Genomic DNA, 13,189 nt, shown 5'->3' on the forward strand with positions numbered 1-13,189 from the left:
AACCGGAGCCGCGCCGAACGGGAGCCGTGCCGCGCCGAAGCGCGGAGCACCGCACCGAACCCGCCTCCGAACGCGACGGAGCCCCCGAACGCGACGGAGCCCCCGGCCGCGCGGCGGCCGGGGGCTCCAGGAAAAGTTGACCGGTTCTCAGCTGTCCAGTCGGATCGAGGCCCGCGCCGAGACCTTGTCCCCGGAGAGCCCGGTGAGCTCCGCGAGCACCACGTAGGTGCCGCTCGGCGGCGGCGTCTGGTCGGCGGTCGCGCACTGCGGCTTGCTGCGGCTGCGGTCCCAGGTGAACGTCTCGGTCTGGCTGCCGTTCGCGCCGAGCTGCACCCAGATGTTGCCCTTGTCGGCCGGGCAGTCGCCGGAGGACCAGACCCGGTCGTTGGTGCTTCCGCTCACCGTGATCACGGAGGCGGTGCGGCCCAGGTCCACCCGGCAGTTGGTGCCGGAGGAGTTCTTGACCGTCAGGGCCAGCCGGGGCTTGTCCTTGGGCTGGTACGAGTTCTGGGTACCGGCCAGCTCCAGCGCCACCTGCGAGGAGGCGCAGACCGGCAGCGCCATGATCTCGGGGGTGTTCACGGCCGGAGCACCGCCCGTGCCGCCGCCGCCCGTACCGCCGGAGCCGCCCGTACCGCCGCCGGTCGCCGGCGCCGCGCCGCCTCCGGGGGCCGGGTTGGCGCCGCCGGTGCCGGTGCCGCCGCTGAGGTTGACCTCGGTGCCGCCGCCGCCCGCCACCGGGCCGCCGGTGCCGCCGCCGGGGCGCGCCGCGGGGCCGCTCGGGGAGGCGCCGGGCGTGATGGCCTGGGCCGGGGTCTGGTTCTGGGACTGGGACGGAACGGCCTGTGCGGCGTTGCCCGGTGAGCCGCCGTCACCGCCCCCGCCCGGGTCGATCATCAGCCAGGCGATCAGGGCGACGACCGCCGCGGCGGCGACGAGCACGACGATGCGCCGACGCCAGTAGATCGAGGCCGGCAGTGGTCCGACGGGTTGACGCAGAGAAGGCACGATCAAACTCTACGAGACTGTGTGTGGCGATTGACTCACCAACACCGCACAGTCGCCCCTTCCTTCACATGATCCGCCATTTGATCCGTTCGAGCGAGCTCCAATCGGACGATTTCCGGAGCCTCCCCGGGAGGATCCGGAGTGGCCTGATCCACTTCGGCCCGGTCGGCGGGCATGGGAGGATCGAAGGGCCATGACTGCCATCACCACCCCCGCCCTCCCTGTCTCGGCCGCCGACGCCGCCCGGCTGCCGATGCCCCTGCCGCTGTTCCACTCGACCGTCCTGGACTGGTACGAGGCGAGCAAGCGGGACCTGCCCTGGCGGACCCCCGACGCGACGCCCTGGGCGGTCATGGTGAGCGAGTTCATGCTCCAGCAGACCCCGGTCAAGCGCGTGCTGCCCGCCTGGGAGGCCTGGCTCACCCGCTGGCCGACCCCGGCCGCCCTCGCCGCCGAGCCGTCCGGCGAGGCGGTCCGGATGTGGGGCCGGCTGGGCTACCCGCGCCGGGCGCTGCGCCTGCACGCGGCCGCGGTGGCGATCACCGAGGAGCACGGCGGCGAGGTCCCGGACGACCACGCCACGCTGCTCTCGCTGCCCGGGGTGGGGGAGTACACCGCCGCCGCCGTCGCCTCCTTCGCCTTCCGCCAGCGGCACGTGGTGCTGGACACCAACGTCCGCCGGGTCTTCGCCCGCGCGGTGACCGGGGTCGAGTACCCGCCCCAGGCGACCACCGCGGCCGAGCGCCGCACCGCCACCGCGCTGCTGCCGGACGACGCGGAGACGGCGGCCACCTGGGCGGTCGGCGTGATGGAGCTGGGCGCGCTGGTCTGCACCGCGCGCGGCCCGGAGTGCGGGGACTGCCCGCTGTTCACCGCCTGCGCCTGGCAGCGGGCCGGCCGCCCGCCGTACGAGGGCCCGGCCCGGCGCGGTCAGTCCTACGAGGGGACGGACCGCCAGGTGCGCGGCAAGCTGCTCGCGGTGCTGCGCGAGGCGCACGGGACGGTGCCGCAGGCCCGGCTGGACGTGGTCTGGCCGGACGCGGTGCAGCGGGCCCGGGCGCTGGACGGCCTGGTGGCGGACGGCCTGGTCGAGCCGGTCGAGCAGGGCGTCTACCGGCTGCCCCAGTAAGCGGCGGAACACGACGGCGCCCCCGGGAGAGGACCTCCCGGGGGCGCCGTCGTGTGCGGGGGCCGTCAGACGGCCGCCGCCTCCAGCGAGGCCTCGGCCGGCTTCTCGCCCTTGCCGGTTCCGCGCAGCGGCACCTCGCGCAGGAACACCGCCGCGGCGATCGCGATCACGGCCACGCCCGCGCCCCACAGGAAGACGGTGTGCATGCCGTTGGACACCGCGTGGTTGTAGGCGTCCTGGACGTAGTCCGGCAGCTTGTGCAGCTCCTCCAGGCTGCTCTGCTGCGGGTCCTTCATGCCGCCCGGGGGCATCGGCTTCCCGGCCAGCATCTCCGCCATGGTGTCGGTCACCCGGTTGTTGAACAGCGCGCCGAACAGCGCGACACCGAAGGAGCCGCCGATGGTGCGGAACAGGGTGGCGGTGGAGCTGGCCACGCCCATGTCCTTGAGCTCGACGCTGTTCTGCGCGACCAGCATGGTGATCTGCATCAGGAAGCCCATGCCGGCGCCGAGCACGACCATCCAGCAGGCCGAGGTGAACCTGCTGGTCCCGATGCCCATGGTGGAGAGCAGGATCAGGCCGGCGGTCATCACGATGGTGCCGATGATCGGGTAGATCCGGTACTTGCCGGTCTTGGTGACGGCCTGGCCGACCACCAGCGAGACGATCAGCATGCCGAACATCATCGGCATCAGCAGCAGACCGGAGTTGGTCGCCGAGGCGCTCTGGACCGTCTGCTGGTAGAGCGGCAGGAAGACGGTCGAGCCGAACATCACGAAGCCGACGATGAAGCCGATGATCGAGACCAGGGTGAAGTTCAGGTTCCGGAACAGGCTCAGCGGGAGCATCGGCTCCTCGGCCCGCTGCTCCACGTAGCAGAAGGCGATCAGCGAGGCGGCGGCGAGCGCGGTCAGGCCCAGGATCTCCTTGGAGCCCCAGGCGTACTGCTGGCCGCCCCAGGTGGTGATCAGCACCAGCGAGGTGATGCCGGTGGTGAGCAGCACGACGCCCGCGTAGTCGATCTTGGCGGTGTTGCGGACCTTCGGCAGCTTCAGGGTGACGACGACCACGGCGAGCGCTATCACGCCGAGCGGCAGGTTGATGTAGAAGGTCCAGTGCCAGCTCAGGTGGTCGGTGATGAAGCCGCCGGCCAGCGGGCCGCCGATGGTGGCGAGGGCCATCACCGCGGCGAACATTCCCTGGTACTTGCCGCGGTCGCGCGGCGGGACGAGCGCACCCATGATCGACATGACGCCGACCATCAGACCGCCGGCGCCCAGGCCCTGCACGGCGCGGAAGCCGATCAGCTCGTTCATGTTCTGCGCCAGGCCGGACAGCGCCGAGCCCACCAGGAAGATCACGATCGAGGTGAGGAAGGTGCCCTTGCGGCCGTACATGTCGCCGAGCTTGCCCCAGACCGGGGTGGAGGCGGCGGTGGCCAGGGTGTAGGCGGTGACCACCCAGGACAGGTGCTCGCCGCCGCCGAGGTCGTGGACGATGGTCGGCATCGCGGTGCCGACGATCAGGTTGTCGAGCATGGCCAGCAGCATGGTGACGACCAGACCGACCATCACGAGGCGGATCTCGCGGGGCGACCGCGGTTGCTCCTCCTCGGCCGTCTTGTCCTCCGGTACCGGGCCGGCGGTCTTGGACTGTGACATGGGGTGGGGTCTCCCGGAGCGTGGTTCGGACGGAGCGTCGTGCCGTGCGGCGGCTCACTTACTTGTCGCCCGGCTAGTTTATCGACCGTCGGCACGGTAGGTTGTTTACTAGCCGGTCGTCAAGCCAGTTTCCCGACCGGCCTTCTGGGCAGGGAGAATGAGTCCGGGGCGGCCGCCGTCCCGGGGTCCGCAGTAGTCAACCGACGCAGTCATGAGGCAGGCCATGGGCACTCCGCACAGCCCCCGCAGCGACACCCGGGCTCGCATCATCGAGGTGTCGCTGGAGCTCTTCTCCGAGCAGGGCTACGAGCAGACCTCACTGCGCGAGATCGCCGACCGCCTGGGCGTCACCAAGGCCGCGCTCTACTACCACTTCAAGACCAAGGACGACATCGTCCTGGGCATCGTCGAGCGGATGGCCGCGCCGATCGACGAGACCGTCGCGTGGGGCCGCCAGCAGGTCTGGAGCCCGGAGGTGCGCGACGAGCTGATCCGCCGCTTCGCGGACGGGATGGCCGAGCGGGCCCCGCTGCTGCGCTTCTTCCACGAGAACCAGCCCGCGCTGCGCGAGTCCCCGGCCGGGCTGGCCTTCAGGGATCGCATGATCACCATGATGCAGCTGGTGCACGGGCCGGACGCGGACTTCCACGACCGGCTGCGGGCCGCGATGGCACTGTTCACCGTCCATTCGTCGCTGTTCCTGGTCAAGCAGGACAGCGCGAACTGCGGTCACGCCCCGAACGTGTGGGGCGAGCGGCTGCCCCCCGCCGAACTGGACGAGGCGATCGGCGCGGCCCGGGACATCGCGCTGGAGATCGGCGCCCGGATCAGCCACCCCGCGCCCGGCGCCCGCTGAGCGCCGCGGGGCGGCTCAGAAGTTCGTGACGCCGTGCCCCGCGAGGTAGGCGATCGGGTTGACCACCGCGCCGTAGCGGTTGCTGGTGCGGATCTCGAAGTGCAGGTGCGGCCCGGTCGAGTTGCCGGTGCTCCCGGACATGCCGATCCGCTCGCCCGCCGACACCCGCTCGCCCGCCGCGACGGCCACCGAGGACATGTGGGCGTACTGCGCGAAGTGCCCGTCCGCTAGCCGCAGCACGACCTCCTTGCCGTACGCGCCGTCCCAGCCGGCCGACACCACGGTCGCGTCGCCGACCGCCAGCAGCGGCGTGCCCGGGGCGACCGCGAAGTCCACCCCGGTGTGGTACCCGGCCGCGTAGCTGCGGTTGGGCTTCCCGTACGGGTTGCTGGTCGGTGCGTTCGGCACCGGCGCCGACCATCCGGGAGCCGGGGCCGGGGCCGGGGCCGGGGCCGGGGCCGGGCCGGGGTCGGGCTCGGGGGCCGGCTCGGCGGCGGCTTCCGGTGCCGGTTCCGGTTCCGGTGCCGGCGGGTCGAACGGCAGCAGGTTGGCCGCCACGGCCACGGACTGCTGCGCGGAGTCGCCGTCGTCGGGCAGCTTGTAGGCGCTGGGTCCGGCCACCTGGACCAGCCCCGCGCTCGGCACGTCCACCTTCGGCACGGTGAAGGCCGAGCTGCCCGGGGTGGTGGGCAGCACGGTCTGCGCCGAGGCCGAGCCCGGGGTGGCGACCAGCAGCACGCCGGCGAGCAGCACGGCGGCCGCTCCGGCCGAGACCAGCGCGTGGTCGTGCTCGGCCCGCTGCCGGCTGCCGGGCAGCGTGGTGTGCCGGGGCGATCCGAGCGTGCGCAGCGGCGCGGCGTGGGTACGGACGGCATGGCCGAGCCGGGGCTGCCAGGCCGCGGCCCGGGCCGCCGTACGGGCGGCGAGTGTGTGCAGCGGCGCGGCGTGGGTACGGACGGCGTGGTCGAGCCGGGGCTGCCAGGCCGCGGCCCGGGCCGCCGCACGGGCGGCGAGCCGGCGCAGGGCCGGCGCCAAGGGCGGGACGTTGGACATCGCTTGCCGTACCTCACGGGTCGTACGAGGGCAGCACGAAGGGCCCGTTCGGGCGCGTGCTGAGCGGGGGACCACTCAGGTGTAACGGTCACCGAGCGGAGTCCCAAACGGGGTGACGTACTACGGCGTGTAGTCGGCGTGGCGCCGGAGATTCAAACCGATGGAGTACCGATCATGAGATCCGATCGTCCAGGTCCGCTCCGGCGCGCCCGCCGGTTCCCCCGGGTGCGCTACTACCGCCGGTCGTACCGGGCCGCGGGCCTGTGATCAGCGCCACGCGCGGCCCGGGTTTGGCGGGCTCGAACCGCTTTCGTACGGACCGCTGACCGGTCCGGCCCGCTGCGGCACCATCGAGCCATGTATGGCAACAGGAGCGAAGACCCCGACGCCAGTGACCGCCCGAGCCTGCCGGACCGCCGCTTCGCCGCCCTGCGCGGCTGCGAGCGGCTGCTGTCCGGCGTCCGGCCGCAGAGCATCCGCGAACGCCTCGCCGACCTGGCCGGCCCGCTCCCGGACGCCGGCCCCGGGCCGGACGCCGCTCCCGGCTCGGGCGCCGCCCCCGGGCCGCACGCCGTCCCCGACCTGGACGGCCGCCCGGACCAGTACGGCGACGGCGTGGTCCGCACCCTGGAGCACCGGGTCGCCGAGCTGCTCGGCACCGAGGACGCGGCCTTCTTCCCGACCGGCACCATGGCCCAGCAGATCGCCCTGCGGATCCACGCCGAGGCGGCCGGCCCGCGCACCGTGGTCACCCACCCGCTGGCCCACACCGACCGGCACGAGCGGCACGCGCTCGGCGTCCTGTCCGGCCTTCGCAGCCTCTGGCCGACGACCGAGCCGCGCCAGCCCACCGCCGAGGAACTGCGCGCCCTGGACGAGCCGTACGCCGCGCTCAGCCTGGAGCTGCCGCTGCGCGACGCCGGGTTCGTGCTGCCGGGCTGGGCGGAGCTGGCGGAGCTGGCCGCGGTGGTGCGGGAGGAGCACGGTGCGGCGCTGCACCTGGACGGCGCCCGGATCTGGGAGTCCGCGGTCGCCCTCGGCCGGCCGCTGCCGGAGGTCGCCGCCCTGGCCGACTCGGTCTACGTCTCCTTCTACAAGACGCTCGGCGGGATCAGCGGCGCCGCGCTGGCGGGTCCGGGCGGCTTCGTCCGCACCGCCCGGGCCTGGCGGCACCGCTACGGCGGGCAGCTCTACCAGCAGTGGCCGTTCGCGCTGGCCGCGCTGACCGGACTGGAGCGCGAACTGCCGCGGCTGCCCGGGTACGTGGCGCACGCCCGGACGGTCGCCGCGGCGCTGGGCCGGGCGTTCGCCGCCGTCCCCGGCGCCCGGGTGCACCCGGACCCGCCGCACACCCACCAGTTCCAGCTCTGGCTGCCGCACCCGGTCGGGGAGTTGGAGGAGGCCGGACTGGGGCTGGCCGAGGACACCGGGATCGGGCTGTTCGGCGCCTGGCGCGCGGGCGGGCCGCCCGGGCTGTCGATGACCGAGGTCACGGTCGCGGCGCCCGCCCTCGACTGGACCGCCGCCGACGTCACGGTGGCGGCCGCCGCCTTCCTGGACCGGCTGGCGGCCGGCCGGGCCTGACAAAGCGTCCGGCCCGCCCCCGCGCGCTGCGGGGACGGGCCGGACGTGGAGTTGTCAGAGCTGCCTGGTCACAGGCCGATCGCTACCCGGGGGGTGACGATCAGTTGTCGACCGGGCGGACCCGGATCCAGGTCTCCAGGTAGTTCGAGGACTCGTTCTCGACCTCGATGCTGGTGCCCGTCTTCGGGACGTCGACACCGGCGTACTGGTTGTCCTTGCTCCACCACGACTTCAGGTCGTTGAACTCGTCGACGCCCTTGGCCTTCGGGATGACGGTCTCGACGCCGGCCTTGTGCAGGGTCAGCGGGGAGACGCGACGGGAACCGAAGGTGGAGTCGAAGCCCTGGACGCGCGGCTTCATCAGGGCGCCGTCGGACCACTTCAGCGGGGCCGGGTGCGAGTCGACCGGCAGGACCAGGCCGTGGCCCGGGTGGGCGCTGACGTTGTTGTCGGTCTGCGACTCGTCCCAGAACCAGATCAGCAGGCCGGGCTGGTACGAGTAGTGCTCGACCCAGCCCGGCTTGTCGGCGAAGCCGAAGTTGTACGGGCCGGTCTTCAGGGTCTGGTCGAAGGACACGTACTGCCGGTTCTCCGCGATGTAGTACTGCGCGTAGTCCTTGGTGTACGAGCCGCTGAAGCGGGAGAACCCGTCGGCCACCCAGCCGTTGTCACCGTTCTCGACGTCGTCGCTGAACACGGTGGCGCCGTCGGCGACGACCGCGACGTTGTCCAGGGTCAGGCCGCGGAAGTGCAGGCCGCCGTCGCTGGTGTGGCGGTAGCGGAACTTGACCTTCTGGCCCGCGAAGGCGTCCAGGTTGAACGACAGGTCGCCCCAGGCGGCCACCTGGCCGCTGAGGGCCGGACGGCCGTTCTCGCGCGGCAGGGCGGTGCCGTTCCAGGTGCCGTCCACGACGGTCCAGTTCTTGCCGCCGTCGGTGGAGACCTCGCCGAACGCGTAGTCGAAGTCCTGCTCCAGCTCGTACCAGGCCTTGGCGTTGATGCTGGCCTTGGCCTTGCCGGTCAGGTCGATGTCGCGGGTGAGCGTGACGTTCAGGTTGTCGGCGCTGCCGCTCCACCACTCACCGGTGCCGCCGAACGGCTTGTTGATGTCGGTGGTGATGCTCTTCTTCGGCAGGTCGACGATCAGACCCTGCGGCAGGTTGCTGTTGTACTCCGCCGGGCCGATGTGGTGGGTCGACTCGGTGCCGGCCTTGGCGCGGTCCACCTTCAGCCAGCCGAGCTGGTACTTGCTCCAGCCGTCGAGGTCGTTCGGCATGTCGCCGATGCTGTTCTTGCCCTCGCCGAGCCAGGAACCGGAGGACATCAGCGACCAGAAGCCGACCGAGTTGTCGATGCCCTTGCCGGCGGTGTCGTAGAGGTCCGGCAGACCGAGGTCGTGGCCGTACTCGTGGGCGAAGACGCCGAGGCCGCCGTTCTCGGGCTGCATCGTGTAGTCGCCGATCCACAGGCCGCTGTTGCCGACCTGGACGCCGCCGAGCTTGTTGCCCTCGGGACCGGCCGAGCCCTGCAGGTTGCCGTAGACGTACGAGCGGTGCGCCCACAGGGCCTTGGTGCCCTGCTTGCCGCCACCGGCCGACTTGTCCTCGCCGGCGTGCACGATCTGGAAGTGGTCGATGTACCCGTCGGGCTGGTTGAAGTTCCCGTCGTGGTGCGAACCGTAGCGGTCCCACTGGTCGTACGAGGCCAGGGTCGCCTTGATCTGGGCCTCGGTCTGACCCTTGGCCTGCTGGTCCTTGTACCAGATGTCCACGGCGTCGCGGATCAGGTCCTGGGCGCTGGCGCAGACGTTGGAGCCGCAGTAGTCGGAGCCGTACCGGGCCTCGTTCCACGGGACGCGGACCCAGTCCTGGACCACGCCGTCGACCGAGTAGCGGCCCGAGGACTGCTTCTCGTAGTAGGTCTTCAGCGAGGGCTTGTCCTTGGCGAAGTACAGGTCCTGGTAGTGCTGCTGGTTGTAGTCGGCCTGCCACTGGGTCGAGTTGTTGGTGGCCGGGTCCGGCTTCTCGATCTCGTTGTGCTTGGGGCCGGCCTCGCCGCCGTACTTGACCTTGCCGTCCGGCGTCTTGGTGGTGTTGTCCACCTGGTCACCGAAGTCGACCAGGATGGTGAAGATCTTGTCCGTGCGCTCGCGGGCGAGCTCCACGTACTTGTCCTTGCCGAGCTTCACGCTGGTGCTGCCGTTGTGCTGCTCGACCTCGGCGGTGCCGTTGAGCAGCTTCTCGGTGGCGGCCTTCTGCTCCGCCTCCACCTTCGCCGTCAGCGGGCCCGGAAGGTTGTGCTCGGTGTTCTGGACGGCTTCGGCCGGGTCCCGCGGGACCGGGGCCGAGCCGGCGGCGACGGCGGTGCCCGGGAACAGGCCCGCGCCGAGCGTGACTATGACCGCTGCGGCCGTGGCAGCCGCAGCGGTTCTCCTGGTGCTCTTCAACGTTGTGACGTCCTCCCCGACCGGGGCCCAGCTCTTGGCCAAAGCCCGGCAAACCAAAATGAAAGACAGGTGGACGTCATTTGATACAAGCGTGCACAGAAAAGATAGACCTTGACCGTGACATGGTCACGGCGCTATGCTCCGCGACTCCCTATCACCTGACCGTCTGTCAACCGTATGTTGGTTAAAGCTCGCTGAGAAACCGAGCGCACCCGTACCAGCCCATGCGGAAGCCGTCGTCCCGGTCCGTACCGGTGCCGACCGCGGAGGGGCCGGAACGCACCGAGCCCCCGGCGCGAACGCCGGGGGCTCGGTGGCTGTGAAGTTGTCTGTTAAAAGTTGGGCTACTTCGTCAGGTCCGGACCGGACGAGGCGACCGCGGCCGGGGTGTCCGCGACGGCCGACTTCTCCTCGCCGCGGAAGGTGAACTTGGCCTCCTTGCCCTCACCGTCGACGTCGACGACGACGATGTGGCCGGCCCGCAGCTCACCGAAGAGGATCTTCTCGGAGAGGTGGTCCTCGATCTCGCGCTGGATGGTGCGGCGCAGCGGACGGGCACCCAGGATCGGGTCGTAGCCGCGCTTGGCCAGCAGCTTCTTGGCCTCGACGCTGAGCTCCAGGCCCATGTCCTTGTCCTTGAGCCGCTCGTCCACCTTGTCGATCATGAGGTCGACGATCTGGATGATGTCGTCCTCGGACAGCTGGTGGAACACCACGATGTCGTCGACGCGGTTCAGGAACTCGGGGCGGAAGTGCTGCTTGAGCTCCTCGCCGACCTTCGCCTTCATCCGCTCGTACCCGGTCTGGGTGTCACCCGTGGCCGCGAAGCCCAGGTTGAAGCCCTTGGAGATGTCCCGGGTGCCGAGGTTGGTCGTCATGATGATGACGGTGTTCTTGAAGTCGACCACGCGGCCCTGGGAGTCGGTCAGGCGACCGTCCTCCAGGATCTGCAGCAGCGAGTTGAAGATGTCCGGGTGGGCCTTCTCGACCTCGTCGAAGAGGACGACCGAGAACGGCTTGCGGCGGACCTTCTCGGTCAGCTGGCCGCCCTCCTCGTAGCCCACGTAGCCGGGCGGGGAGCCGAACAGCCGGGAGACGGTGTGCTTCTCGGAGAACTCGGACATGTCGAGCGCGATCAGCGCGTCCTCGTCGCCGAAGAGGAACTCCGCCAGCGTCTTGGACAGCTCGGTCTTACCGACGCCGGACGGGCCGGCGAAGATGAACGAACCGCCGGGGCGCTTCGGGTCCTTGAGGCCCGCACGGGTGCGCCGGATGGCCTGGGAGAGCGCCTTGATGGCGTCCTTCTGGCCGATGACGCGCTTGTGCAGCTCGTCCTCCATGCGCAGCAGGCGGGACGTCTCCTCCTCGGTCAGCTTGAAGACCGGGATGCCGGTGGCGGTGGCCAGGACCTCGGCGATGAGCTCCTCGTTGACCTCCGCGACGACGTCCATGTCGCCGGCCTTCCACTCCTTCTCGCGCTTGGCCTTGGCCTGCAGGAGCTGCTTCTCGTCGTCGCGCAGGGACGCGGCCTTCTCGAAGTCCTGCGCGTCGATCGCGCTCTCCTTCTCGCGGCGCACGTCGGCGATCTTCTCGTCGAACTCGCGCAGGTCCGGCGGCGCGGTCATCCGGCGGATGCGCATCCGGGAGCCGGCCTCGTCGATCAGGTCGATCGCCTTGTCCGGCAGGAAGCGGTCCGAGATGTACCGGTCGGCCAGGGTGGCGGCGGCGACCAGGGCGGCGTCCGTGATGGAGACCCGGTGGTGGGCCTCGTAGCGGTCGCGCAGACCCTTGAGGATCTCGATGGTGTGCGGCAGCGAGGGCTCGGCGACCTGGATCGGCTGGAAGCGGCGCTCCAGCGCGGCGTCCTTCTCCAGGTGCTTGCGGTACTCGTCCAGGGTGGTGGCACCGATGGTCTGCAGCTCGCCGCGGGCCAGCATCGGCTTGAGGATGCTGGCGGCGTCGATGGCGCCCTCGGCGGCGCCCGCGCCGACCAGGGTGTGCAGCTCGTCGATGAACAGGATGATGTCGCCGCGGGTGCGGATCTCCTTGAGCACCTTCTTCAGGCGCTCCTCGAAGTCACCGCGGTAGCGCGAGCCGGCCACCAGGGCGCCCAGGTCCAGCGTGTAGAGCTGCTTGTCCTTGAGCGTCTCCGGGACCTCGCCCTTGACGATCGCCTGGGCCAGGCCCTCGACCACGGCGGTCTTGCCGACGCCGGGCTCACCGATCAGCACCGGGTTGTTCTTGGTGCGGCGGGACAGCACCTGCATGACCCGCTCGATCTCCTTCTCGCGCCCGATGACCGGGTCGAGCTTGGCCTCGCGGGCGGCCTGGGTGAGGTTGCGGCCGAACTGGTCCAGGACCAGGGAGGTCGACGGGGTGCCCTCGGCGGGCCCGCCGGCCGTGGCCGACTCCTTGCCGCCGCCGGTCTGGTAGCCGGAGAGCAGCTGGATGACCTGCTGGCGCACCCGGTTGAGGTCGGCGCCCAGCTTCACCAGGACCTGGGCGGCGACGCCCTCGCCCTCGCGGATCAGGCCGAGCAGGATGTGCTCGGTGCCGATGTAGTTGTGGCCGAGCTGAAGGGCCTCGCGGAGCGACAGCTCCAGCACCTTCTTCGCCCGGGGGGTGAAGGGAATGTGACCGGACGGGGCCTGCTGGCCCTGGCCGATGATCTCCTCGACCTGCTGGCGAACGGCCTCAAGAGAAATCCCGAGGCTCTCCAGGGCCTTGGCGGCGACGCCCTCGCCCTCGTGGATCAGACCCAGGAGGATGTGCTCGGTGCCGATGTAGTTGTGGTTGAGCATCCGGGCTTCTTCCTGAGCCAGGACGACAACCCGCCGCGCGCGGTCGGTGAACCTCTCGAACATCGTTTATCGCTCCTCAGAGCGGTCGGGCAGTTCGGGGTCCGTCCCCGCCCTGTCCTTCCGCATGCTAGTCCCGCTCAGCGGCGCGGCCCACGGATTCACTCCCCGGTAGAGGAGCGAGATGCTGCGCGACCAGCCGACACCAATCCCAACCTGATGCTGGGAAACGGTGTTCCCGCAGGCGGGCCGGATGCACCGGATTCCGCTACGCCATCGGCGAACACGCGCCGCCGGGGCGCGGCCGGAACCGTCCGGCCGGTCGCACATACTGCCCCTGGACGGGCCGAAGAACCCGTCCACCTGCATTCATACCCGGTATCGGGGCGGTTCTCGCGCAGTTTCCGCGGTGGCGGTGTTCGCCTGGCGAGAAGTCGGGCCGTGGTGACGGCGGTTCAACGGCGGCCGGGGCCGGGTACGCCGTCCCGGGTGTCCTCGTTACCGCTTCGCCCTTACAGCGTTGCACAGCCCGTGATTGTTCCGCCGCCCGAGCCCGTGCCCGAGCCCGTGCTCCGCAGGCCCCCGGTGCGGCGGCCCCGCGGGCACGCGCCGCGGGGGGGGGGGGGGGGGGCCTCCGCCCCCGGGGGGGGGGTT

At 71.1% G+C, this 13,189-nt stretch carries 8 protein-coding genes; 3 read left to right on the top strand and 5 right to left on the bottom strand.

Annotation, left to right across the window (positions count from 1 at the left end; genetic code table 11):
- Positions 1–147: 147 nt before the first annotated feature.
- On the bottom strand, positions 148–1,008 hold the full coding sequence (locus tag ACFVHV_RS40945; protein ID WP_359910447.1) for a hypothetical protein: 861 nt from the start codon (positions 1,006–1,008) through the stop codon (positions 148–150).
- A 193-nt stretch (positions 1,009–1,201) separates the two neighbouring features.
- On the opposite strand from ACFVHV_RS40945, the gene ACFVHV_RS40950 reads away from it, so the two are divergent.
- Complete coding sequence (locus ACFVHV_RS40950; RefSeq protein WP_359910450.1) at positions 1,202–2,137, top strand: A/G-specific adenine glycosylase; 936 nt, start codon at positions 1,202–1,204, stop codon at positions 2,135–2,137.
- 65 nt (positions 2,138–2,202) lie between these two features.
- On the opposite strand, the gene ACFVHV_RS40955 is transcribed toward ACFVHV_RS40950, so the two are convergent.
- Complete coding sequence (locus ACFVHV_RS40955; protein ID WP_380358603.1) at positions 2,203–3,798, bottom strand: MDR family MFS transporter; 1,596 nt, start codon at positions 3,796–3,798, stop codon at positions 2,203–2,205.
- Between the two features lie 223 nt (positions 3,799–4,021).
- Between ACFVHV_RS40955 and ACFVHV_RS40960 the strand changes: the two genes are divergently transcribed.
- Positions 4,022–4,654, top strand: coding sequence for a helix-turn-helix domain-containing protein (locus tag ACFVHV_RS40960; protein ID WP_359910456.1), 633 nt, complete (start codon positions 4,022–4,024; stop codon positions 4,652–4,654).
- A 15-nt stretch (positions 4,655–4,669) separates the two neighbouring features.
- On the opposite strand, the gene ACFVHV_RS40965 is transcribed toward ACFVHV_RS40960, so the two are convergent.
- Positions 4,670–5,707 (bottom strand): M23 family metallopeptidase, encoded by a 1,038-nt coding sequence (locus ACFVHV_RS40965; RefSeq protein ID WP_380358605.1) that lies wholly within the window; start codon positions 5,705–5,707, stop codon positions 4,670–4,672.
- Between the two features lie 357 nt (positions 5,708–6,064).
- Between ACFVHV_RS40965 and ACFVHV_RS40970 the strand changes: the two genes are divergently transcribed.
- Positions 6,065–7,291 carry a threonine aldolase family protein gene (locus tag ACFVHV_RS40970; protein WP_380358608.1) on the top strand — a complete coding sequence of 409 codons (1,227 nt, stop codon included), beginning with the start codon at positions 6,065–6,067 and terminating at the stop codon, positions 7,289–7,291.
- Between the two features lie 100 nt (positions 7,292–7,391).
- Here the strand turns inward: ACFVHV_RS40970 and ACFVHV_RS40975 are convergent, their stop codons facing one another.
- Together ACFVHV_RS40975 and ACFVHV_RS40980 are read right to left on the bottom strand one after the other, a co-directional pair.
- Positions 7,392–9,737, bottom strand: coding sequence for an immune inhibitor A domain-containing protein (locus tag ACFVHV_RS40975; RefSeq protein WP_359910465.1), 2,346 nt, complete (start codon positions 9,735–9,737; stop codon positions 7,392–7,394).
- 344 nt (positions 9,738–10,081) lie between these two features.
- The gene (locus tag ACFVHV_RS40980; RefSeq protein ID WP_359910468.1) at positions 10,082–12,601 is read right to left on the bottom strand and encodes an ATP-dependent Clp protease ATP-binding subunit; all 2,520 of its coding nucleotides are present in this window, start codon (positions 12,599–12,601) and stop codon (positions 10,082–10,084) included.
- Positions 12,602–13,189: the final 588 nt, after the last annotated feature.

Source organism: Kitasatospora sp. NPDC127116, from assembly GCF_042677365.1.
GTDB lineage: Bacteria > Actinomycetota > Actinomycetes > Streptomycetales > Streptomycetaceae > Kitasatospora > Kitasatospora lactacystinica.